Here is a 21,871-nt window from a genome sequence, read left to right on the forward strand (position 1 = left end):
GGCGGCCCCGTCGTCGCGTCTCAGCCCAGCGTGATGCGCTTCGCGTGGGCGTAGAGGTTCATCCGGTCCCCCCGGACGAACCCGGCCAGCGTCACCCCGGACGCCTCCGCCACGTCGACCGCCAGCGACGAGGGCGCCGAGACCCCGGCCAGCACGGGCACGCCCGCCAGCGCCGCCTTCTGGGCGAGCTCGAAGCTCGTCCGCCCCGACACCATCAGCAAGCACCCCCGGGCGGGGCGGCGTCCGTTCATGAGCGCCCAGCCGAGCACCTTGTCGGTGGCGTTGTGGCGTCCGACGTCCTCGCGGGCGACGAGCAGGCTGCCGTCCGCCTCGAACAGCGCGACGCCGTGCAGGCCGCCGGTGGCCGAGAACGTGCGCTGGGCCTCGCGCAGCAGGCCGGGCAGCCGCAGCAGGGTCGCCCCGGACACGCGGACGTCATCGGCGGCGACGTCGAAGGGCAGGTCCTGGCGCAGGGCGTCCAGGGTCGGCGTGCCGCAGACGCCGCAGGACGCCGTGGTCGTGGTCGCCCGCGTCCGCTCGTGCGGGGGCGCGACGCCCTCGGCAAGACGGACCTCCAGCACGTCGAACCGGTTGCGCGGGAAGCGCGCGGTGGCGATGTCCTCGGCTCGGGCGACGATGCCCTCGGCGGCCAGCAGCCCGTGGACGAGCTCGATGTCGTGCCCGGGCGTCCGCATGGTCACCATGAACGGGGCGCCGTTGACGCGAATCTCCAGTGGCTCCTCGACTGCGAGGGCGTCCGACCGGGCCTCGCCGCCGGGGTGGTCGGCGTCGACGGCGACGATGCGGCGGCGGACGTGGCGGCTCACGGGGTGCCCCCGGGGCGGGCGACCTCGCGGTGGCCGGCGTCGATGCGGCGGGTCCAACCGCGGCGGTCGAGTTCGGTGAGCAGCGGGATCACGACTCGGCGCGTGGTGTCGAGCGCCTGCCGGGCCTGGCTGGTGGTGAACGGCTGCGGCAGAGCGGCGAGCCTGCGCCTGGCGAGCGCGGGTGCTGTGGGCAGCACCAGCACGTGCCCGCCGAGGTCGAGCACGCGGCCGAGGCGGACGGCTGCGGCGACCTGCCTGGGGCCGAGCCCCGCGGCCTGAAGGTCGTCGGCCTCGGGCGCGGCGAACGGGCGTTGGGCCAGCCGCTGCTCGAGGGCGTCCAGGCCGGCCTCGGCCGCGCCCAGGTCGGCGCGACGGCCGGGCACCTCCACGTGGCCGGCGACCAGCTGCAGCCCGGCGTCGGACGCCAGAGGACCCACCAGGTCGGCTGTCGGCAACCCGAGGGCGGACGCCGCCGCCCCGGCCGGCATCCGTGCCTGCAGGGGGTCGGCCTCGACCGTCGCGCGCACGACCTCGCCGAGGGCTTGGGTCCAGTCCGCCCACTGCTCGGGCGACACCAGCACCCCGCGGTACTCCCGGACGCCGGCGTCCGCCAGGGCCTCGGCGGTGGCGCCCAGCGCGAGCAGGTCGGACGCCCGCGCCCAGCCGCGACGGTCGACCTCGGCGGCGACGTCGAGCGTCGCCCCCCGGGTGGCGAGGGCGGACGCGCGCTCGCGGGCGGCGCCGCGGCGGCGCAGGGCCGGCGGGTCGGCGTCCAGCACCTGCGCACCGGCGACGATGTGGTGGCGGCCGGGGTCGCGGAGCACGAGGCGATCGCCGACCTGCAGGGGCAGCGGGTGGGGCCAGGTGAGACGGACGGCGTCGCCGCCGAGCGGACGCACGCGGGCAGGCACGGCCACCGTGCCGACGTGGAGAGTGAGGTGCTCGGGCACGTCGTCGGGGGCCAGCAGGCGGGCATCGACGCTGGTGGTGCGGTGCCACGCTCCCGGTGTGAGCAGGGTGTCGCCGCGCGCGAGGTCGCCGGTGGTGACGCCGCGCAGGTTGACAGCCACCCGCGCGACGGCGGGCACCTCGGGGTGCGGGACGCCGAGCGCCTGCAGGCCCCGGACGGTGGCGGTGGTCGCCCCCTCGGCTCGCTGGAGCTGGACGGTGTCGCCGACGGCGATGCGCCCCGACTCGAGGGTGCCGGTCGCGATCGTGCCTGCACCCTTCATCGTGAAGACTCGGTCGACCCACAGCCGCACCCGGCCGGTGGTGACGGGGTCGGGCAGGCGCACGCAGAGCTGGTCGAGGGCGGCGCGCAGGTCGTCCAGTCCCTGCCCGGTGACCGCGGAGACGGCGACGAGCGGCACGTCGCCGAGGCGCTCACGTACCTGCCGGGCCGCCTCGGCCGGGTCGGCCAGGTCGGCGCGGGAGACGGCGACCACGACGTGCTCGATACCGAGCGCGCGCACGGCGGCCAGGTGTTCGGTCGACTGGCGGCGCCACCCCTCGTCGGCGGCCACCACGAACAGGACGCCCGGGGCCGGGCCCAGCCCGGCGAGCATGGTGGCGATGAACCGCTGGTGACCCGGGACGTCCACGAAGGCGACGGTTTCGCCGCCGGGCAGGCTCGTCCAGGCGTAACCGAGGTCGAGGGTGAGTCCGCGGCGGTGCTCCTCGGCCCAGCGGTCGGGGTCGGTGCCGGTGAGCGCACGCACGAGCGTCGACTTGCCGTGGTCGACGTGGCCGGCCGTGGCGATGACCCTCACGGGCGTCCCTCGGTGCCGACGACGACCAGCGCGGCCAGCACGGCCTGCGCGAGGCGGTCGTCGTGGTCGGGGTCGATGCAGCGCAGGTCGACCAGGCAGGCGCCGCCGTCGACGCGGGCGACGACGGCCGGGTCGCCGGCGCGCAGGGCGTTCGCGGTGCGATCGGCGTGGGCGGGCAGGGCGACGGCCACACCCGGCAGTGGGACGCCGGGGGCTCCCCCGCCGCCGACGCGCCCGTCCACGTCGACCACCGAGCCGCCGACCTTCGCGGCGATGGCTTCGGTCCGCGCGCGGTAGGCGTCGGGGGTCAGGCGGCGGTGGAGGGTGACCGGCGGGGTCGGGCCGGTGAGGGTCGCTTCCAGCGCCGCGAGAGCGAGCTTGTCGATGCGGAGCGCGCGGGCCAGCGGGTGTCGGCGCAGGCACTCGACGGCGTCGGCCGTGCCGAGCAGCAGGCCCGCCTGGGGCCCGCCCAGCAGCTTGTCGCCGGACGCCGTCACCACGGTCGCGCCGGCGGCCAGCACCGAGGCGGCGTCGGGTTCGCCGGGCAGGAGCGGGTCGGGCGAGAGGAGGCCCGAGCCGATGTCGACGACCACCGGCACGGCGCTGCCGTCGGGGCGGGTCAGCGCGGCGAGGTGGGGCACGTCCACGCCCGCGGTGAATCCCTCGACCCGGAAGTTGCTGGGGTGCACCTTGAGGATGCAGCCGGTGTCCGGCCCGAGGGCGTCGGCGTAGTCGGCCAGGTGGGTCCGGTTGGTGGTGCCTACTTCGCGCAGGCGCGCGCCCGTGGACGCCACCAGGTCGGGCAGCCGAAACCCGGCGCCGATCTCGACCAGTTCGCCCCGGGAGACGACGACCTCGCGCCCGGCAGCCAGCGCGGTGGTGGCGAGCACCAGCGCGGCGGCGCCGTTGTTCACCGCCAGGGCCGCCTCGGCGTTCGGGACCGCCCCCAGCAGGGCGGCCTCGACCCCAGCGCCCCGGCGCCCGCGGCGTCCGGTGGCGAGGTCGAACTCGAGGTCGACCGCACCCGCGGCGTCCACCACGGCGGCGATGGCGGCCCGAGAGAGGGGCGCGCGGCCGAGGTTGGTGTGCACGACGACGCCGGTGGCGTTCAGCACGGGGCGCAGGGAACTCGGCGGGCGGAGCGCGGCGAGGGCGGCGTCCGGCACGCGCTCGGGGTCGAGGTCGCCGGAGCGGGCGCGCTCCTGGGCGGCGACCACGGCGGCCTTGACGCGAGGGCGTCCGTGCGTGGCGGCGGCTGCGGTCAGGCGCGGGTCGGCCAGGACCGCGTCCGTGCGGGGGATGCGCCGTCGGTCGTCCACCGCGCCCTCCTCGTCGTCGGTCGTGGCGGAGGCGGACGGGAATCGAACCCGCCAGGCCGAGGTACTCGGCCTCACCGGTGTTGAAGACCGGGGAGCCCACCAGGAACTCGTACGCCTCCCTGCGCCGCCGAGACTAGTGCACGGCTTCACTAGGGTGGGCCGCATGACCCCGACCCGGCTCCGGCTCACCCAGTACGCCCACGGTGGAGGGTGCGCGTGCAAGATCCCGCCCGGCGAGCTTGAGGCGATGGTCTCCGGGCTGACCGGACGCCCCCACCCCGACCTGGTCGTGGGGCTGGACGACGGTGACGACGCGGCGGCGGTGCGCGTGGGGGCGGATGGGTCCGTGGTCATCTCGACGGCCGACTTCTTCACGCCGGTGGTCGACGACGCCTACGACTGGGGCCGCATCGCCGCCGCGAACGCGCTGTCGGACATCTACGCCATGGGGGGTGAGCCCGTGTTGGCCATCAACCTGCTGGGCTGGCCCCGGGGGGTCCTGCCGACCGAACTGGCGACCGAAGTGCTGCGCGGCGGACTCGCCGTGTGCGAGGCGGCCGGGATTCCGCTGGCCGGCGGGCACTCGATCGACAACCCCGAGCCGACCTACGGGCTCGCGGTGACGGGCCGGGGGCACGCCGACCGGCTGCTGCGCAACGACGCCGCCCGGGCGGGGCGTCCGATCTCGCTGACCAAGCCGCTGGGGGTCGGGGTGCTGAACAACCGGCACAAGGCCACCGGCGACGCCTTCCCGCACGCGGTCGAGTCGATGGCCTCGTTGAACGCCGATGCCGCCCGCGCCGCGCTGGCCGCCGGCATCGAGGCCGCCACCGACGTCACCGGGTTCGGGCTGCTCGGCCACCTCTACAAGATGGCCCGGGCCTCCGGGGTGACCGCGGTGGTGGACGCCGCCGCGGTGCCCTACCTGGCAGACGCCCGGGAGTCGCTGGCGGCCGGTTTCGTGCCGGGCGGGTCGCGGCGGAACCTCGACTGGGTGCGTCCCCACCTCGAGGCGTCGGTGGACGAGGACGAGTTGGTCCTGCTGGCTGATGCGCAGACCTCCGGCGGGCTGATGCTCGCGGGCGAGGTGCCGGGCGCCCCCGTCATCGGCGAGTTCGTGCCCCGCGGCGACGCGGTCGTGGTGGTGCGGGGCTGAGAGCCGAACGTAGCGCCATCTGGACCACACGCCGCACCCGCGCCTGAGCCTCCGTCGCCGTTCCCCCTTGTCAGACAAGGACGGTGCTCCGGCGGTGACGCGGGGTGTGGTCAAGATGGCGTTACGCGCCGGCGCTCACGGGGCCTGCTCCCTCGCGCGACCGGTGGGCCATTCGCCACCGGGCTGGGTCGCGCCCTGCCCGGCCGCGGCCTTGGCGTCCGCCCGCCGTCGCTGGGGGCGCACCGTGTAGATCGGGTCGGACGCCGACGCCTGCCCCGCCTCGAACACGGCCATGCGCGTGCAGAACGACCCCGCCACGAGCATCGCGCCCGCCAGCGCACCCAGCGCCCGCGACCGCCCGGACAGCAGCGCCCCGACACCACCCCCGGCGGTCAGCAGGCGCGCGGCGGCGTGGTAGCGGTGGGCGTGCCCCTGACGCAGCGGCTGGCCCTCCTCCCCGAGGCGGCGCTCGAGCAGGTGGTCCGCGACGAGTTCGGACGCAGCGGCCACGGCCGCCAGTGCGCGCACCGGCGCGGTCTCGGACGCCGCCGTCGTGACCAGGCTCAGCCCGCACCCGGCGCCCAGGCCCGACGACACGAACAGGAACGGCAGCTCGCGGTGCGACTCGTGCCACAGGGGCGTCGCGGTGTCCGAGAGGAGGACGGCGGTGTAGGCGGCCAGTGGTGGCGCGAAGAAGGCGGAGCCGGCGCTGGCGAGCGGGTCGGCGACGCGGGCAACCCGGCCGAGCACGCCGTCGCGCAGCAGGGGCCGCGCCACCTCGAGCACCGCGGCGGCGCCGGCGAACGTGCCGAACCCGGCCAGGATCCACGACCCGACGCTCATCGGCGACGTCAGCTTGGCGGTCCGCATCATGTTGAGCGCCCGCTCGGGTCGCCCCAGGTCGGCGATGAGCGCCACCCCGCCCAGCCCGACGGACGCCAGCGCCCCCAGCCGGGCGTTGCGGCGCAGGGTGGGGCGCCCGGTCAGGTGCGCCCCGGCGCCGACGAGGCCAGACCCCGCGGCGAGCCCGCCCAGAAACAGGTAGTACGCGATCTCGTGACCCCACGGCGCCTGCTTGACGATGGGGCGCCCGTAGTAGGAGCGGAACTCGGCGTCCGGGACGGTCGCGTTCGGGTCGCCTCGGCGACCGGCCCGGCGACGGCGCCGGCGTCCGTCGCGGGGAGGCTTGGGGGGCCGGTCGGCGTCGAAGGGGCTGGTGGTCACGAGGGCCTCCCGAACGCGGCGAACACGCCGAGGGCGACGCCGATCATGGCGGTGCCCGCCATGCCGGCGAGGGTGAACATGCGGGGCAGATCGCGGGTGGTCACGACGGGGTCGGGCGGCAGCCCGTAGGCCTCGGGCTCGTCCATGAGGAGGAACACCGACCCGGTGCCGCCGACACCGTCGTCGGGGTTGGCGCCGTAGAGGCGAGCCTCCGTGTGGCCCTGCTCATGCAGCGTCGCGAGCCGGGCCCGCGCCTTGGCGACCATGTCGCTGTGGTCGCCGAAGCTGATGGACGTCGTCGGGCACGTCTGCGCGCAGGCCGGGGTCTGGCCGTCGCGCAGGCGGTCGTAGCAGAGCGTGCACTTCTGGGCGACGCCTCCGTTCGGCACCGGCTGCTGCGTGCCGTCGCCGATCTCGACGACGCCTTTCTCGCGGCGCTCGATGACACCGAACGGGCAGGCGGCCACGCAGTAGCCGCACCCGTTGCAGACGTCGGCCTGCACCACGACCGTGCCGTACTCGCTGCGGAACAGCGCGCCCGTCGGGCACACGTCCAGGCACCCCGCGTGCGTGCAGTGCTTGCAGACGTCCGAGCTCATCAGCCAGCGGACGGCGGGCAGGCCGACGGGCTCGGCGGGGGCTTCGACGGGCTCAGCCAGCCGTGTGGGCTCAGCCGTCCGCTTCGGCATCCCCAGCAGGACCGCGCCGGACGCCTTGGCGCGGGCCAGCTGGTCGGGGCCCTGCTCGATGAACGCGACGTGCCGCCAGGTGTTGGCGCCCAGGTGCCCGGAGTTGTCGTAGGACGACCCCTGCCAGGCAGGGCCGTCGGCGTCCGTGCGGGCGGGGACGCGGTTCCACTCCTTGCAGGCGACCTCACAGGCCTTGCAGCCGATGCAGATGGAGGTATCGGTGAAGAACCCCTTGCGGGACTCCCCCTGCGTCCAGTTGGCATCGGCGATCGGGTCGGTGGGACCGCTGAGCTGGTTGCGCCAGAACCCCATCAGGCCTCCTTCGAGGTGTCGGGCGTGAGCCCGGCCCGACGCTGGTACTCGGCCACCAGGTCGAGCACCGCGGGGCCGCGCGGTCGGCGTCCGGGCCTGATGTCGCACGAACCCACCTTGGACTCCTGGATCTGGACGTTCGGGTCGAGCGCGAGCCCCAGTAGGTCGTTGGCGGCGTCGCCCTCCACCACAGCATGCCCGCCCACGCCCCAGTGGTAGGGCAGGCCGATCTGGTGGACGGTCCGGCCCCTGACGGCCAGCGGGCGCATCCGGTCGGTGACGAGCACGCGTGCCTCGATGGCCGCCCGCGGCGACACCAGGGTGGCCCAGCCACCGTTGACCAGGTCGCGCTCGGCCGCCAGCTGTGGCGAGACCTCGCAGAACATCTCCGGTTGGAGCTCGGCCAGGTAGGGCAGCCAGCGCGACATGCCGCCGGCCGTGTGGTGCTCGGTGAGCCGGTAGGTGGTGAACACGTACGGGTACACCTCGACGCCGGGTTGGCCGGCGGAGGCGGCGAACAGGTTGTCCTGGCGGCGGAAGGTGACGCGGGTCGGCGAGGCCTGCACCGGGTACACCGGGTTGGGCACCGGGGATTCCTGCGCCTCGTAGTGCGTCGGCAGCGGCCCGTCCACGAGCCCCTTGGGTGCGAACAGCCACCCCACGCCGTCCGCCTGCATGATGAACGCGTCGGTGCCGTCCAGGGCGTCCGGCCCGCCCGTGCCGGGCGCGGCGCGGTGGTCCGGGGCCAGGCCGATGGGGAAGTCGGGCACGTCGTCGCCCACCCAGCGGCTGGCGTCGGCGTCCCACCAGACGAGCTTCTTGCGCTCGCTCCACGGGCGGCCGTCGGGGTCGGCCGAGGCCCGGTTGTAGAGGATGCGGCGGTTCGCCGGCCACGCCCACCCCCACTCGGACGCCGTGGGCCCGCCCCCGCCGTTCGGCACACGCAGCGCCGAGCGGTTCACCCCGCCGGCGTAGACGCCCGCGTAGATCCAGCAGCCGGACGCCGAGGTGCCATCGGCGCGCAGCTGCGCGAACCCGTCAACCAGCTCGCCGTCGGCGTGGCCGTTGATCTCGCGCAGGACCGCCTCGGGGTCGACCTCGCCGTGCTCGTCGACCGGGTAGTCCCAGGTGAGGTCGAGCAGGGGGCGGTCGCGGGGGTCGTCCGAGCCCGCCAGCCGCTCGCGGATCTTCTGCCCGAGCAGGTGGAAGAAGTCGAGCTCGCTCTGGCAGTCGCCCGGCGGCTCCACGGCCTTGTGCCGCCACTGCAGCAGGCGCTGGGTCTGGGTGAACGTGCCCGACTTCTCGGCATAGGACGCCGCGGGCAGGAAGAACACCTCGGTGCCGATCTGGTCGGTGATCAGTTCTCCGGTCTCGATTTCGGGGGCGTCCTGCCAGAAGGTCGCCGTCTCGATCATCTGCAGGTCGCGGACGACGAGCCAGTCGAGCTTCGCCAGCGCGAGCCGCTGAAGCCGCGAGTGCGCCGACCCGACGGCCGGGTTCTGCCCCAGCACGAAGTAGCCGGACACCCCGCCCTCCAGCATCGAGAGCACCGTCTGGTAGGTGCCGTGGGCCCCCGACAGCGTCGGCAGGTGCCCGAAGCAGTAGTCGTTCTCGGCGGTGGCGGCGTCCCCGAACCACGCCTTGAGCAGGGAGATCGTGTAGGCGTCCGCGTTGGCCCAGAACCCCTTCTGCTTCTTGCTCGCGATGCCGTCCAGGTAGGACGCCAGGGTGTCGGTCTTCCCCGCGACCGGCATGGGCAGGTACCCCGGCAGCAGGTTGTAGAGGGTCGGGATGTCCGTGGAGCCCTGGATGGACGCGTGCCCGCGGAGCGCCATGATGCCGCCGCCCGGGCGTCCCATGTTGCCGAGCAGGAGCTGCAGGATGGCCGCCGTGCGGATCATCTGGGCGCCCGCCGAGTGCTGCGTCCAGCCCACGGCGTAGCAGAAGGCGGTGGTGCGCTCGCGTCCGGAGTTCGCGACGACGGCGGCGGCGAGGTAGGCGAAGTCGTCGACGGAGATGCCGCAGGTCTCGGCCACGAGCTCGGGGGTGTAGCGCGCGTAGTGGCGGCGCAGCAGGTTGAGCACGCAGTGGGGGTCGGTGAGCGTCGGGTCCTTGCGGATGCGGTGGTGCTCCAGCGGCGGGCCGCCCTCGCCGAACGCCTGCCCCTCGGCCGTGTCGGACTCGGTCGCGGTGTCGGCGGTGCCGTCGGAGCCGGGCTCGTCGACCGTGCCGCCGTCGGTCTGGGCGTAGGCCCAACTGGACTGGTCGTAGGTGCGCAGCTCGGGGTCATAGCCGGAGAAGAGGCCTTCGAGGTCCTCGGTGTCGCGAAACTCGGGGCTGATCACGCTGGTGGCGTTGGTGTAGGCCAGCACGTAGTCGCGGAACCACAGGTCGTTGCTCAGCACGTGGTTGATGAGCGCCCCCAGCAGCACGACGTCGGAGCCCGCGCGGATGGGGATGTGCCGGTCTGCCTGCGCCGAGGTGCGGGTGAACCGCGGGTCGACGTGGATCACCTTCGCGCCGCGCAGTTTGGCCTCGGTCACCCACTGGAAGCCCACCGGGTGGCACTCGGCCATGTTGGAGCCCTGGATGACGATGCAGTCAGACTGTGCGAGATCCTGGAGTGACTGGGTGGCGCCTCCCCGCCCGAACGAGGCCCCCAGACCGGGGACCGTGGCGGAGTGTCATATGCGCGCCTGGTTCTCGATCTGGATCGCGCCGGCCGCCGTGAACAGCTTCTTGATGAGGTAGTTCTCCTCGTTGTCCAGCGTCGCGCCGCCGAGGGAGGCGATGCCCATCGTCCGGTCGAGGCGGTTGCCGTCGGCGTCCTGCTCCTGCCAGTAGTCGCGTCGGGCCTGAACGAACCGGTCGGCGATCATGTCGGTGGCCGTGGCGAGGTCGAGATCCTCCCACTGCGTGCCGTACGGACGCCGGTAGCGAACGGTCGTCACCCGGCGCGGCGAGTTCACGAGCTGCTCGGACGCCGCCCCCTTCGGGCACAGCCTGCCGCGGCTGATCGGCGAGTCGGGATCGCCCTCGATCTGGATGATCTTCTCGTCCCGGACGAAGATGCGCTGGCCGCAGCCGACCGCACAGTAGGGGCACACGCTCTGCGCGACGCGGTCGGCCGTAGAGGTACGGGCGCCCGCCTCGGCCGTGGTCGGGGAGGTGACGGACGGCCCGCGGCCCAGCCAGTCGCGCGTGGCAACCTGGCGGAGCACGGGCCAACCGAGGAACGCCATGGCGGCACCCTAGCCCCTGCCGCCGACAGTGCCCAGAGGTCGGGTCACGTTCGCAGCGGGGCCGCGGACAAGGTTGGATGGACGCCGTGGACTCCTCGACCGGCCCGGCGCCCGACTTCTTCGTCGTGTCGTGCACGCTGCTCGACCGGCTCGGCCAGCTGTTGCTGGTGCGCAAGCGCGGCACCTCGCGGTTCATGCTGCCTGGCGGCAAGGTCGAGGCGGGCGAGACGCACCTGGACGCCGTCCTGCGCGAGGTGGCCGAGGAGGTGTCACTGGCCCTCGACCCCGCTGCCGTGTGGCTCCTGGGCCACTGGACGGCCGGGGCGGCCAACGAACCCGGCTTGAGGATCGCGTCCGACGTGTTCGCTGCGCCATTGCCGGGCGAGCCGGTGGCGTCGGCCGAGATCGAGGAGCTGCGCTGGCTGCCGATCGATCCCGCGTGCGACTACGCCGCGGACGCCTCGCTCTCACCCATGCTGGTCGAGCACGTCATCCCGGCCCTGGTGGCGCGTCGGACGCCTCAGGCGTAGGACCCCAGCACCTGCTGCACCGCGTACTGGCGATCGGGGTTGCTCACAGTGGGCTGGGGAGCTGTTTCAGCGTGAGTAGTCACGGATCCACTGCTTCCTCGTCGTTCACAATCTCGGCGCTGCCCGCGAAGACCTGCCAGCGGCCCCCGACGATCGCCCACGAACGGCGATAGGTCATCGTCGCCTCCGCGAAGCGCCCGCGGTCGACAAGGTGAACCCGTGACCGCGACACTGTGCTTCCCCTCCCTTTCTGCTGCTCCGTCGTTCGATGCGTTTCCTCGATCTGCAGGAACCTCAGTGCTCCGGAAGCGTGTGCGTGCAGATCGGCTGCGCGATCAACCACTGAACCGTCGGGCAGGCGAAAGCGCAGATCCTCGGCAAGCAGAGCGCGTAGGGCGTCAACATCGCTCGTGCGCATGGCTTCCAGCAGCGCATCCTCGGTTTCGTCGAGGCTGCGCCCGGTGACGTCTCGCGCGGGTGCGATGAGGAGGCGCCGTCGGAGAGCAAGCATCCCCGCCGCCGCACCCACCCACGCCGCCCAGCCGAGAGCCTTGTACACCCAGAACGCTGAATCGGGAAGTTGCGTCGCGGGTGTGACGAAGGCGGTCGTCGCGAAGACGAGGACGGAATTGACCAGTGCATGGCCCCATGCAGCTGGCCACACGCTCCCGGAAAGCTCGCGCCCGGCGCCGAGGACGAGCGAGGCCATCAGGAGGTCGACCGTCGTTCCGAGCACGGTTCGCCAGGACAGGTCCCCCTGAGCGCCGTATGCGACGAGCAGTGGGAGATGCCAGACGGCCCAGATGGCACCGACAGCGAGGGCGGTCCACCAGAACCCACGATTCCCTCGGACGCGGGTCCAGAGGAATCCCCGCCAGCCGAACTCCTCCCCTGTTGCGGGGAGGAGGGCGAGCAGCGCCACGGGGAGAACGAGCAGAGCAGTCTCGCCGATGGCAGGATCGGGTGACCACGAGACGACGCCCACGGCGACGCCCACAACAATCTGCGCCGCGGCGACACCGAGGATGGCGGCCGTGATGAGCCCGATGACGATCCAGGTGCGCGCCCCGCCGAAGGGTGAGGCGCGCCACGAGCCTCGCAGGGCTCGGCTGCCGCGCACGGGTCTGACCGCAAGAATGACCGCAAGTGCGGGGATCCACTGCGCAAGAGGCGTGGCAACCCCCAGGTAGTCGGCATCGACGCCGAGCAGCGCCGGGAAGCACAGCAGCAGGACAGCGCTGAACGTGATGGCGAGGAACGTGCGCGCTTGTCGTGAGCGGGTCACTGGGGCTCACCCTCACGCGTCCCGGGAGGCTTGGGCCGCAGCGAGGTCTCGCGCTGCGACCAGCGGAGTGTCCTTCCATCGGACCGCGACAGCGATGACCCCTGCGAGGAGCGCGAGCTCGATGCCGCTGGCAACGAGGTAGTAGCTCCACTCGCCGACCGCAGCGCCGATGATCGTGAGGGCGAACACTGCCGCGACCACGATTTGCATCAACCGATTGACCCCCCGCGGGATCAGTACCGACGCGGCAACCATCAGTGAGGGCACTGCGACGTACAGAACGATGCCCAACATGAAGGCTTCGTTGATGGTGAACACGAAAGCGCGTCCTGCCTCGATCTGCTCCCGGAGGTCAGCGCGGTAGAACGCGAAGATGTCGACGAACGCGACGAGAAACATGACGCTCGTCCAGAGCGCGGCGAGCCGGACTCTCGGATCGAGCGGCCGGGACGGGGAAGGGTGGTCGACGGTCATGCGGGCTCCTTGGGATAAAACTTACACATGTAAGGCTTGCCGTCAGATCCTACTCTTACGACCGTAAGTTACGCAATGATGTCACGGTGAGCCGACGAGGGACCCTGACGAGAGAACGCGTGATAGCCGCGGCAGCTGCTGTCGCCGACCGGTCCGGTCTCGCTGGTGTCTCGATGCGAAGCGTGGGCGGCGAACTCGGAGTCGAGGGCATGTCGCTCTATCACCATGTCTCGAGCAAAGATGCTCTCCTCGACGCGCTCGCCGAATGGGCCATCGCCAAGATCGATCTTCCTCCGCCAGATGCGCCGTGGCGAGAGGCCATGGAAACGCGCGCCCGATCCGCCCGCGCCGTATTCGTCGCTCACCCGTGGTCGATCGCGATGATCGAATCACGGCCTGCGCCGAGTGCGGCCTTGCTGACTCATCACGACAGGGTCCTCGGTTGGCTCTTCGCCGCCGGGTTCACTGCTCCCCTGGCGACGCTCGCCTTTTCAACCGTGGATGCCTTCGTTTACGGCTTTGCGCTCAGTGAGACCAATCTCCCGTTCCTGCCCAGCCCGGGCGCAGAAGCTGAGTTCGCGGCAACCGTCTCACCCGACCCGGGCGCCTACCCGAACCTCTCACGGTCGCTGACCGAACTGCTGAGCAGCGGCGACTACACCTACCCGAGCGAATTCGACAACGGCCTCACCCTCATCCTCGACGCCATCCAGGCTCAGCTCGACGCCACCCGAGACGCATAGGACCGCCGGAGAGCGCGCCGCCAGGACGTTCGCGGAGTGAACCGGTGGCTTCAATGCGGATCACGAAGCCGTACGGCCTACTTCTTGGCGGCCGACTTCTTCGCGGGAGCCTTGCGGGTCGTCGTCCGCCGGGTGGGGGTCTTCTTCGGGGCGGGGCCCTTGGCGCGCTTCTCGGCGAGCAGTTCGGCCGCACGCTCGGGCGTGATCTCCTCGATCGAGTCCGCCTTGCGGAGGGTCGCGTTGGTCTCCCCGTCGGTGACGTACGGCCCGAATCGGCCGTCCTTGACGACGATCGGCTTGCCGGACACCGGATCGTTCCCGAGCTCCTTCAGCGGCGCGACGGCGGCGCGGCGTCCGCGCGTCTTCGGCTGGGCGAAGATCGCGGTCGCCTCCTCCAGCGTCACGGTGAAGAGCTGGTCCTCGTTCTCCAGCGAGCGGGAGTCGGTGCCCTTCTTCAGGTACGGGCCGTAGCGGCCGTTCTGGGCGGTGACCTCCTCGCCGTCGATCGCCCCGACGACGCGCGGCAGCGACATGAGCTGCAGCGCCTGGTCGAGGGTGACGGTCTCCAGCGACATGTCCTTGAACAGGGACGCCGTGCGCGGCTTGGCCGACTTGGGCGACCCCTCGGGCAGCACCTCGGTGACGTAGGGGCCGAACCGCCCGTTCTTCGCGACGACCGCGTTGCCGGAGGCCGGGTCGGCGCCGAGCTCGCGCTCCATGCCAGCCGGGGTGGCCAGCAGTTCGCGAGCCTTCTCGACGGTCAGCTCGTCGGGCGGCAGGTCCTCCTCCACGTTGGCGCGGTTGCCGTCGGCGTCCTCGACGTAGGTGCCGTAGCGCCCCACGCGGACCGCGATGCCGGACTCCTCACCCCCGACCGGGTGGAACGTCGACAGCGCCCGCGCGTCGATCTCGCCGAGGTCGTTGACCAGCGAGTCGAGGCCGTCGCGTCCGTCGGAGCCGAAGTAGAAGTTCTTCAGCGTCTGCACGCGGTCGGCGTTGCCCTTGGCGATCTCGTCGAGGATGTCCTCCATGCCGGCGGTGAACTGGTAGTCCACGAGCTCGGTGAAGTGATCCTCCAGCAGGCGCGTGACGGCGAACGCCAGCCACGTCGGCACGAGGGCCGAGCCCTTCTTGAACACGTAGTCGCGCGCCGTGATCGTCCGGATGATGGACGCGTACGTCGACGGCCGGCCGATCTCCAACTCCTCCAGCTTCGCGACCAGGGACGGCTCGGTGTAGCGGGCCGGCGGACGCGTGGCGTGGTCCTCGGCCTCCACCCCGGCGACGGCGAGCTTCTCGCCCTTCTCCACCGCGGGCAGGTTGGCGGTCGCGTCGTCCGCGTCGCCCTCGTCGCGCGCCTCGACGTAGGCCTTCAGGAAGCCCGGGAACGTGATCGTGCGGCCGGACGCCGAGAGCCCGGCACGGTCGAGCGCCCGCACCTCGCCGGTGGTGGCATCCGCCACCTCGACGGCGGCCGACGGCGTGGCGGTCATCGCGATCGTGACGGTCTGGCCCTCGGCGTCCTTCATCTGCGAGGCGACGGTGCGCTTCCAGATCAGGTCGTAGAGGCGGAATTCGTCGCCGCGCAGCCCGGTCTCCTGCGGCGTCCGGAAGTTGTCCCCCGCGGGGCGGATGGCCTCGTGTGCCTCCTGGGCGTTCTTGACCTTGGACGAATACACCCGCGGCTTCTCCGGCAGGTAGGACGCCCCGTACAGCTCCTTGACCTGGGCGCGCGCGGCGGCGACCGCCGACCCGGACAGGGTGACCGAGTCGGTTCGCATGTAGGTGATGAACCCGCCCTCGTACAGCGACTGCGCCACGGACATCGTGCGCTGGGCGGTGAAGCCGAGCTTGCGGCCGGCGTCCTGCTGCAGCGTCGTGGTGCGGAACGGCGGGTACGGACGCCGCGTGTACGGCTTGGCCTCGACCGAGTCGACGATGACCGACGCGCCGGCCAGCGCATCCGCCAGTGCCTGGCCCCCCTCCAGGTCGAGGTGGACGGCCTTGGTGGTGAGCTTGCCGAGGGAGTCGAAGTCGCGGCCCGAGGCGACCTTAAGCCCCGCCGCGGTGGCGACCCGGGCGGTGAAGGAGTCGGGGTCGTGGCCCGCGGCGTCCAGCGTCACCTCGAGGTCGGCGTAGGACGCCGAGCGGAACGCCATGCGCTCGCGCTCCTTGTCGACCACCAGGCGGGTGGCGACCGACTGCACGCGGCCGGCCGAGAGGCGCGGCATGACCTTCTTCCACAGCACGGGGCTGACCTCGTAGCCGTACAGCCGGTCGAGGATGCGGCGGGTCTCCTGCGCATCGACCAGGTCGGTGTCGAGCTCGCGCGGGGCGGCGACGGCGGCGCGGATCGCGTCGGGGGTGATCTCGTGGAACTCCATCCGCTTGACCGGCACCTTGGGCTTGAGCTCCTGCAGCAGGTGCCACGCGATGGCCTCGCCCTCGCGATCACCATCGGTGGCGAGGTAGAGCTCGTCGACGCCCTTGAGCGCGTCCTTCAGCTTGCGGATCGTCGCCTTCTTGTCCGCCTGCACCACGTACAGGGGCTCGAAGTCGTTCTCGACGTTCACGCCGGTGCGCGCCCACTTCTCACCCTTGTACTTGGCCGGCACCTCCGCGGCGCCCGTCGGGAGGTCGCGGACGTGGCCGATCGACGCCTCGACGAGATAACCCTCGCCGAGGTACTGGGCGATGCTGCGCACCTTGCCGGGGGACTCCACGATCACGAGTCGGCGCTTGGTGTCTGTGGCCACGATCTGCTCTCTGGGGTTGCGGACGCCGGGGAAGAGCCCTCGACACGTCCGGATGCTAGCGCCTCCCGTCAAGACAGGACGCCCGGGCGGGTCTTGCCGGGCGCCCTAGACTCGCCCCGTGACCGCACCGTGGCCCCCTCCGAGCCCACGCCCGGTGTCACACCCGCCCTCATTGGTGCTGGTCGTGATCGGCGTGGTGCTGGCCATGGCTTCCCAGCTGGGCACGGCGGTGTCGGTCGCGTCCGCGGCCAACCAGTGGCTGGAGCGGCTGCAGCCCGCTCCCCCGCCGGTCTCCTCCCCCGCGCCGGCCCCGACGTCCCCGGGCCGCACCCCCGAGCCCTCGGCGTCCGCCACGCCTGATCGCCCGCTGCCGGAGCAGTCGGTGGGGCCGGTCGAGGTGACCGACGCACTCAAGCGCGGCGTCGTCCTGATCACGGGCCGCACCCCCGCCGAGGGCGTGGCGGGCACCGGCATGGTGATCACCCCCGACGGCTACGTGCTGACCAACTACCACGTGGTGCGCTCCACCGAGGCGATTACCGTCACCATCGCGGCGACCGGACGCCGACACACCGCCGAACTCGTCGGCCGGGACGCGACCAAGGACGTGGCGCTGCTCAAACTGGACCGGGCAAGCAACCTCGACGTCGTCACCATCGACTCCGACCCGGTGCGCATCGGCGACATCGTGGTGGCCGCGGGCAACGCCAACGGGCAGGGCTACGTGTCGGCCCACCGCGGCAACATCCTCGAGCTCGACCGCCAGATCAACGTCAAGGGCGCCAACGTCAACGACCCGCCCCAGCGGTTGCGCGGCCTCATCGAGACCAACGCCCCGGCCTGGCCCGGGGACTCCGGCGGTCCCATGTACGACGCCGAGAGCGAGGTGCTCGGCATGACCACCGCTGGCAGCAGCACCGGCGACGGCGAGACCGAGGACAAGCAGGTCTACGCCGTCCCGATCCGCGAGGCGCTCGACGTGGTCGACAAGATCAAGCGCGGCGACGAGTCCGGCACGATCGTGATCGGGCCGAAGGCCTATCTGGGCGTCATCGTCCAGGCCGATGACTCGTCGGCGGTGATCGTCTCCGAAGTCCAGGCCAACACCCCGGCAGCCGAGGCCGGCCTGACCACCGGCGACACCATCCTGAACCTCGACGGCCAGGCGGTGCGCACCCGTGCGGAACTGTCCGACGTCCTCGACACCATCGAACCCGGCACCACCGTGCAGATCACCTGGACCACGGCGTCCGGCCGCGAACGCACCGCCCCCATCACGCCGAAGGCGAGCCCGCTCAACTGAGTTCACCGGGGGCGACGACCCCGACCCGACCTCTGATGGGACGGGACGAGACGGTGGTACGACAGGTCCCGCGAGGCGCTCGACGTGGTCGACAAACTCAAGGGGGGCGACTCACCGCCGCCGCACGGCGCTACCACAGGAGACACACAGGCGGCACCGGTCCACTGAGGGCATGAACAAGCGCTCCCTCGCCCTGGTAACCACCACTGCCGCCTGCGTGCTCGCCCTCGGCGTCCCGAAGCTTGCGCCCGCCGCCACGCCGGCCGACCCCGCCGAATCGGTCGTGCTGATCACCGTTCGCTCAGCCAGTGGTGAGGGCGCCGGCACCGGCATGGTGCTCACGGCATCCGGTGAGGTCCTGACCAACTACCACGTGGTCGAGGGCTCCTCGGAGGTGTCGGTCACGATCCCGGCCACCGGCAAGACCTACTCCGCCACCGTCGTCGGCCACGACGCGAGCCGCGACGTCGCCCTGCTGCAGCTGCAGGACGCCGCGGGTCTGGCCACCATCACCCCTGACCGGGACGTCGTCTCCGCCGGCGACACGCTGACCGCCATGGGGAACGCGTCGGGCGGCGGCGAACTCGTCGCGGCGTCCGGACAGGTGACAGCGCTCAACCAGAAGGTCACGGTCGACGACGGCAACGGCGGCACCGAGACGCTGACCGGGGTCATCGAGACAAACGCCGGAGCCGTGCCGGGCGACTCCGGCGGTCCGATGTTCGACAGCGAGGGCGAGGTGACCGGGATGACGACCGCCGGGTCGCAGACCGTCACCCGTGACCCGGGCGGGATGCGCGGAGCGGGCCGGTCGATGCCCATCACGACCGTGAGCTACGCCGTCCCCATCTCCGACGCCCTCGCTGTGGTCGACCAGATCCGGTCGGGCACGGAGACCGCGACCACGCGCATCGGCGCCAAGGCCTACCTCGGCATCACTGTCGCGCCCGCGGCCGGGGTGTGGGTGAACTCGGTGCTGGCGGACGGTCCGGCCGCCGAGGCCGGTCTGGTGGCCGGGTCGACCATCACGTCCCTGGACGGCCAGGCCGTGGTCAGCCAGTCCGATCTCGCGGAACTGCTGGCACAGCTCGAGCCCGGGCAGCAGGTGACGCTCACGTGGGTCGACCCGTCGGGATCGCGCCGGAGCGGCACGATCGCCCTGGGTACGAGCCAGGTGAACTGAGCCAGCTCAGGTGAGGTAGCCCTCCCCGATGAGGTCACGCAGCTTGGGGGTCACCTCGACGGCGAGCGCGTCAGGGTCGACGTCGAGGATGTCGGCGACGGCAGCGATGATCTGCCCTGCCGTGAGGTCGCCGTCACAGGCGCCCAGCACGGCTCCGAGCGCGGTGTCGACCTCGACCGCACGGCCGAACCCGTAGCGCTGGCGGTACACGATGTGTTCGGGGTCCTCAACGCCGGGGCGTCCCAGGGTTTCGACGTCGACGCGTCCGTCGAGTTCCCAGGCCCGACCCAGGAGTGCCTCGTCGGGAAGGGCGGCCAGCGGAACTCCCGCGATGTGCGCCGCGAACGCCTCCCCGAGGGGCTGGTGCACGGCGTGGGGCCAGGGCTCGATCCGGATGTCGGGGGTGGCGCGACCCCCGCGGTGCAGCATCATCCAGCCCATGCCGACGCCGGTGATGCCGAGGGCGGCGAAGTAGTCCAGCCACGCGCGGTAGCGGGCGGCGTACTCGTCGGTGCCGACCAGCCCGGCGTCGTTGAGCCACACCTCGATGTACTCGTACGGGTCGAGGTGCTCGCGCTGCAGGACCAGCGCGTCGCAGCCGGTGGGCTCGACCCAACGGCGCAGGCGGTCGGTCCAGTCCTCGTCGTCGGTGACGGCCCAGTTGCCGAGCACCTGCAGGGTGCCGCCGGGCGCGAGCCGGTCGGCACCCTCGACGACGACCCGCCGCACGAGCTCGTCGGCGCTGAACAGCCCCTCGCGGTAGACCAGCCGCTCGCCGGTAGGCGGGCTCATGACGTAGGGCGGGTTGGTGACGATGAGGTCGAAGGCCTCGTCGGCGACGGGCTCGTAGAGGGACCCCTCCCGGACGTCGAGGTCGAGCCGGTTGAGCCCCGCGGTCAGGCGCGCCATCGCGACCGCGCGCGGGTTGAGGTCGGTGGCGACCACGTGGCTGGCGTGCCCGGCGAGCAGCAGGCTCTGGATGCCACACCCGGTGCCCAGGTCGAGCGCCCGGCCCACGGCCCGGCGGATCGTCATCTGCGCAAGCGTCGTGGACGCCGGCGACGCCCCCAGCACGTAGTCGGGGCGGGATCGGCCCAGCCGCCCGTCGAGGATCGGGATGAGGTCGTTGGCGATCCAGCCGTCGAAGTCGAGGCCGGGGCCGTCCGCCGCGTAGGGGCGGATCTCCAGCGCGGCCCGGACGCCGTCGGCCGTGGCGGCGACGATGCCTGCCTCCTCGAGGGGGGGCGAGGTCGCCGAGCGCCGCGCGGGCCGTGTCGGGGGGCAGGGTGTCGTGCAACAGGAACAGCCGGACCAGCGCGGCCTGCGGGTCGGTCGCCTCACCGAGCGCGTCCCGGGCGGCCAGGGTGGTGTTGCGGCCCAGCGCGTCCGTCGCCTCGGGGCCGAGCCGGTCGGTGGCCTCGGCGAGCGTGTAACCGGCCGCGGCGAGGCGGTCGGCGAGGGCGGCGGCGTGGGTCGGGCTCAACATGCGACCCAGCCTGTCACGAGGAGTGTCGGACCGCCGCCCTAGGCTGTGCGGACACGAGAAGGAGTGGGCGTGGGCGAGTCGTTGCTGGTGCGCGGTGGGCGCGTCGTGGCGTTGGACGAGGACGGGACCGGTGGTGTCCTCGACGTCCGCGTCCGCGACGGGGCGATCGTCGAGGTCGGCCCGGGTCTGGCCCCCGACGGCGAGCCGGTGCTGGACGCCGCAGGCGGGTGGGTCATCCCCGGGTTGTGGGACGCCCACGTCCACTTCACCCAGTACGTGCGCGCCTCGACGTGGGTCGACGTGGCCGGCACGGCCGGGCCCGAGGAGGTGTGCGCCCGCCTGGCCACCGCCGTCGCGGAGCGGCCGGGTGACCGGGCCGTGGTGGGGTTCGGGTACCGCTCCGGGCCGTGGTCGCGGGTCGGCACGGTCGCCGAGCTGGACGCCGTGGCCGCCGGCCGGCCGCTGGTCGTCATCGCCGGCGACGCCCACAACGGCTGGCTGAACAGCGCGGCCCTCGCGGCGTTCGGGCTGCCCCCGCGCACGGGTCCGCTCGTGGAGAACGAATGGTTCGCCGTGTTCGGGCGGCTGGACGACCTGCCGGGCGTCTCCCCCACCCCCGAGCAGGAAGACGCCGTGGTCGCGGAGCTCGCCGCCCGCGGGCTCGTCGGCCTGGTCGACCTGGAGTTCGACGCCCCGTTCCGCGCGTGGCCGGCCCGGGTCGAGCGGGGCCAGCGGAGCCTGCGCGTGCGGGCCGGCGTGTACCCGCACCAGCTCGACGAAGTGCTGGCCGCCGGCTGGCGCACCGGCAAGGCGCTGCCCGGCGGCGACGACCTCGTCGCGATGGGGCCGCTGAAGATCATCGCCGACGGTTCGATGGGCACCCGCACCGCCTGGTGCTGCCGCCCCTACTGCGATGCCGCCCCCGGCGACCCGCACCCGGCCGGTGTCGCCAACCTGTCGGAGGAGGAGCTGCGCGGCCTCTTCGCCCGCGCGGAGGGGGCCGGGCTGGCCGTCGCGGCGCACGCCATCGGCGACCGCGCCAACCAGGCGGTGCTGGACGCCTTCGCCGTCACCGGGGCGTCCGGCTCGGTGGAGCACGCCCAGCTGCTGCGGCACGTGGACGTCCCGCGCTTCGCGGGCCACGGCGTCACCGCCAGCATGCAACCCCACCACCTCGTCGCCGACCGCGACCCGGCCGGCGTCCTGTGGGCGGACCGGACCGACCGCCTCTACCTGGCCCGCTCGATCCTGGACGGCGGCGGCAAGCTGGCGCTCGGGTCGGACGCCCCCGTGTCCCCACCGGATCCATGGCTGGCGATCGCCACCGCCGTGCACCGCTCCGGCGACGGGCGGCCCGGCTGGCACCCCGAGCAGTCGCTGACCCCGCGCGAGGCGCTGGCGGCCTCCGTCGATGGCCAACGTGTCGTGCCGGGGGCGCGGGGCGACCTGGTGGTGCTGGGCGCCGACCCCGTGGCCGAGGACGCCGACCCGGCGACCACCGCCGCCCGCCTGCGCGCCATGGGAGTGCGCGCCACGGTGTGCGCCGGGCGGGTCACCCACCGGGAGTCTTGAC

At 72.7% G+C, this 21,871-nt stretch carries 16 protein-coding genes, 1 tRNA gene and 2 pseudogenes; 6 read left to right on the forward strand and 13 right to left on the reverse strand.

The window, feature by feature from the left end:
* Positions 1-20 precede the first annotated feature (20 nt).
* From fdhD to ET989_RS00925, 4 genes are all read right to left on the reverse strand, one after another.
* The gene (gene fdhD, locus ET989_RS00910; protein ID WP_131166675.1) at positions 21-827 is read right to left on the reverse strand and encodes a formate dehydrogenase accessory sulfurtransferase FdhD; all 807 of its coding nucleotides are present in this window, start codon (positions 825-827) and stop codon (positions 21-23) included.
* Entirely contained in the window at positions 824-2,596 is a 1,773-nt protein-coding gene (gene selB / locus ET989_RS00915; protein ID WP_131166676.1) for a selenocysteine-specific translation elongation factor, read from the reverse strand. Before selB ends, fdhD begins: the two co-directional genes overlap by 4 nt.
* Positions 2,593-3,915: an L-seryl-tRNA(Sec) selenium transferase gene (selA, locus tag ET989_RS00920; protein WP_131166677.1), complete on the reverse strand. Its 1,323-nt coding sequence runs from the start codon at positions 3,913-3,915 to the stop codon at positions 2,593-2,595. Before selA ends, selB begins: the two co-directional genes overlap by 4 nt.
* A gap of 23 nt (positions 3,916-3,938) precedes the next feature.
* Positions 3,939-4,034: transfer RNA gene (locus ET989_RS00925), tRNA-Sec, on the reverse strand.
* 44 nt (positions 4,035-4,078) lie between these two features.
* Here ET989_RS00925 and selD point away from each other — a divergent pair.
* Positions 4,079-5,071 carry a selenide, water dikinase SelD gene (gene selD / locus ET989_RS00930; RefSeq protein WP_131166678.1) on the forward strand — a complete coding sequence of 331 codons (993 nt, stop codon included), beginning with the start codon at positions 4,079-4,081 and terminating at the stop codon, positions 5,069-5,071.
* A 135-nt stretch (positions 5,072-5,206) separates the two neighbouring features.
* Here the strand turns inward: selD and nrfD are convergent, their stop codons facing one another.
* From nrfD to ET989_RS16085, 4 genes and pseudogenes are all read right to left on the reverse strand, one after another.
* Complete coding sequence (nrfD, locus tag ET989_RS00935) at positions 5,207-6,295, reverse strand: NrfD/PsrC family molybdoenzyme membrane anchor subunit (RefSeq protein ID WP_131166679.1); 1,089 nt, start codon at positions 6,293-6,295, stop codon at positions 5,207-5,209.
* On the reverse strand, positions 6,292-7,296 hold the full coding sequence (locus ET989_RS00940; protein ID WP_131166680.1) for a 4Fe-4S dicluster domain-containing protein: 1,005 nt from the start codon (positions 7,294-7,296) through the stop codon (positions 6,292-6,294). Before ET989_RS00940 ends, nrfD begins: the two co-directional genes overlap by 4 nt.
* Positions 7,296-9,968, reverse strand: a pseudogene (gene fdh / locus ET989_RS00945) (formate dehydrogenase); the annotation flags it as partial. The gene ET989_RS00940 and the pseudogene fdh, both read right to left, overlap by 1 nt.
* 12 nt (positions 9,969-9,980) lie before the next feature.
* A complete protein-coding gene (locus ET989_RS16085; protein ID WP_131166682.1) occupies positions 9,981-10,538 on the reverse strand; it encodes a dehydrogenase in 558 nt (185 codons plus the stop codon).
* A gap of 77 nt (positions 10,539-10,615) precedes the next feature.
* Here ET989_RS16085 and ET989_RS00955 point away from each other — a divergent pair, with 77 nt between their 5' ends.
* A complete protein-coding gene (locus ET989_RS00955; protein ID WP_131166683.1) occupies positions 10,616-11,068 on the forward strand; it encodes an NUDIX hydrolase in 453 nt (150 codons plus the stop codon).
* 79 nt (positions 11,069-11,147) lie between these two features.
* Here ET989_RS00955 and ET989_RS00960 read toward each other — a convergent pair whose 3' ends face one another.
* Positions 11,148-12,353 (reverse strand): CPBP family glutamic-type intramembrane protease, encoded by a 1,206-nt coding sequence (locus ET989_RS00960; protein WP_131166684.1) that lies wholly within the window; start codon positions 12,351-12,353, stop codon positions 11,148-11,150.
* Between the two features lie 12 nt (positions 12,354-12,365).
* Positions 12,366-12,827 (reverse strand): DUF6326 family protein, encoded by a 462-nt coding sequence (locus tag ET989_RS00965; protein WP_131166685.1) that lies wholly within the window; start codon positions 12,825-12,827, stop codon positions 12,366-12,368.
* Positions 12,828-12,946: 119 nt separating this feature from the next.
* Here ET989_RS00965 and ET989_RS00970 point away from each other — a divergent pair, with 119 nt between their 5' ends.
* On the forward strand, positions 12,947-13,570 hold the full coding sequence (locus tag ET989_RS00970) for a TetR/AcrR family transcriptional regulator C-terminal domain-containing protein (RefSeq protein ID WP_277751333.1): 624 nt from the start codon (positions 12,947-12,949) through the stop codon (positions 13,568-13,570).
* Positions 13,571-13,647: 77 nt separating this feature from the next.
* On the opposite strand, the gene topA is transcribed toward ET989_RS00970, so the two are convergent.
* Positions 13,648-16,326, reverse strand: coding sequence for a type I DNA topoisomerase (gene topA, locus ET989_RS00975; protein ID WP_131166687.1), 2,679 nt, complete (start codon positions 16,324-16,326; stop codon positions 13,648-13,650).
* A gap of 118 nt (positions 16,327-16,444) precedes the next feature.
* Between topA and ET989_RS00980 the strand changes: the two genes are divergently transcribed.
* The gene (locus ET989_RS00980; RefSeq protein WP_206662164.1) at positions 16,445-17,629 is read left to right on the forward strand and encodes a S1C family serine protease; all 1,185 of its coding nucleotides are present in this window, start codon (positions 16,445-16,447) and stop codon (positions 17,627-17,629) included.
* A 172-nt stretch (positions 17,630-17,801) separates the two neighbouring features.
* Positions 17,802-18,812 carry a S1C family serine protease gene (locus ET989_RS00985; RefSeq protein ID WP_131166689.1) on the forward strand — a complete coding sequence of 337 codons (1,011 nt, stop codon included), beginning with the start codon at positions 17,802-17,804 and terminating at the stop codon, positions 18,810-18,812.
* A 6-nt stretch (positions 18,813-18,818) separates the two neighbouring features.
* On the opposite strand, the gene ET989_RS00990 is transcribed toward ET989_RS00985, so the two are convergent.
* Both ET989_RS00990 and ET989_RS15915 read right to left on the reverse strand, forming a co-directional pair.
* Positions 18,819-19,847, reverse strand: a complete 1,029-nt coding sequence (locus tag ET989_RS00990; protein WP_421958202.1) for a methyltransferase — start codon at positions 19,845-19,847, stop codon at positions 18,819-18,821.
* A gap of 271 nt (positions 19,848-20,118) precedes the next feature.
* Positions 20,119-20,298, reverse strand: a pseudogene (locus ET989_RS15915) (DUF7059 domain-containing protein); the annotation flags it as partial.
* Positions 20,299-20,367: 69 nt separating this feature from the next.
* On the opposite strand from ET989_RS15915, the gene ET989_RS15105 reads away from it, so the two are divergent.
* Positions 20,368-21,870 carry an amidohydrolase gene (locus ET989_RS15105; RefSeq protein ID WP_180320741.1) on the forward strand — a complete coding sequence of 501 codons (1,503 nt, stop codon included), beginning with the start codon at positions 20,368-20,370 and terminating at the stop codon, positions 21,868-21,870.
* Position 21,871: the final 1 nt, after the last annotated feature.

Origin of the sequence: Propioniciclava sinopodophylli, from assembly GCF_004324755.1 — a bacterium.
Lineage (GTDB): Bacteria > Actinomycetota > Actinomycetes > Propionibacteriales > Propionibacteriaceae > Propioniciclava > Propioniciclava sinopodophylli.

Coding starts and splice junctions, on each gene's coding strand:
- ET989_RS00965 (WP_131166685.1), bottom strand. CDS start 12,827: ATGACCGTCGACCACCCTTCCCCGTCCCGGCCGCTCGATCCGAGAGTC.
- ET989_RS16085 (WP_131166682.1), bottom strand. CDS start 10,538: ATGGCGTTCCTCGGTTGGCCCGTGCTCCGCCAGGTTGCCACGCGCGAC.
- ET989_RS00990 (WP_421958202.1), bottom strand. CDS start 19,847: ATGACGATCCGCCGGGCCGTGGGCCGGGCGCTCGACCTGGGCACCGGG.
- ET989_RS00940 (WP_131166680.1), bottom strand. CDS start 7,296: ATGGGGTTCTGGCGCAACCAGCTCAGCGGTCCCACCGACCCGATCGCC.
- selD (WP_131166678.1), top strand. CDS start 4,079: ATGACCCCGACCCGGCTCCGGCTCACCCAGTACGCCCACGGTGGAGGG.
- ET989_RS00955 (WP_131166683.1), top strand. CDS start 10,616: ATGGACGCCGTGGACTCCTCGACCGGCCCGGCGCCCGACTTCTTCGTC.
- ET989_RS00985 (WP_131166689.1), top strand. CDS start 17,802: ATGAACAAGCGCTCCCTCGCCCTGGTAACCACCACTGCCGCCTGCGTG.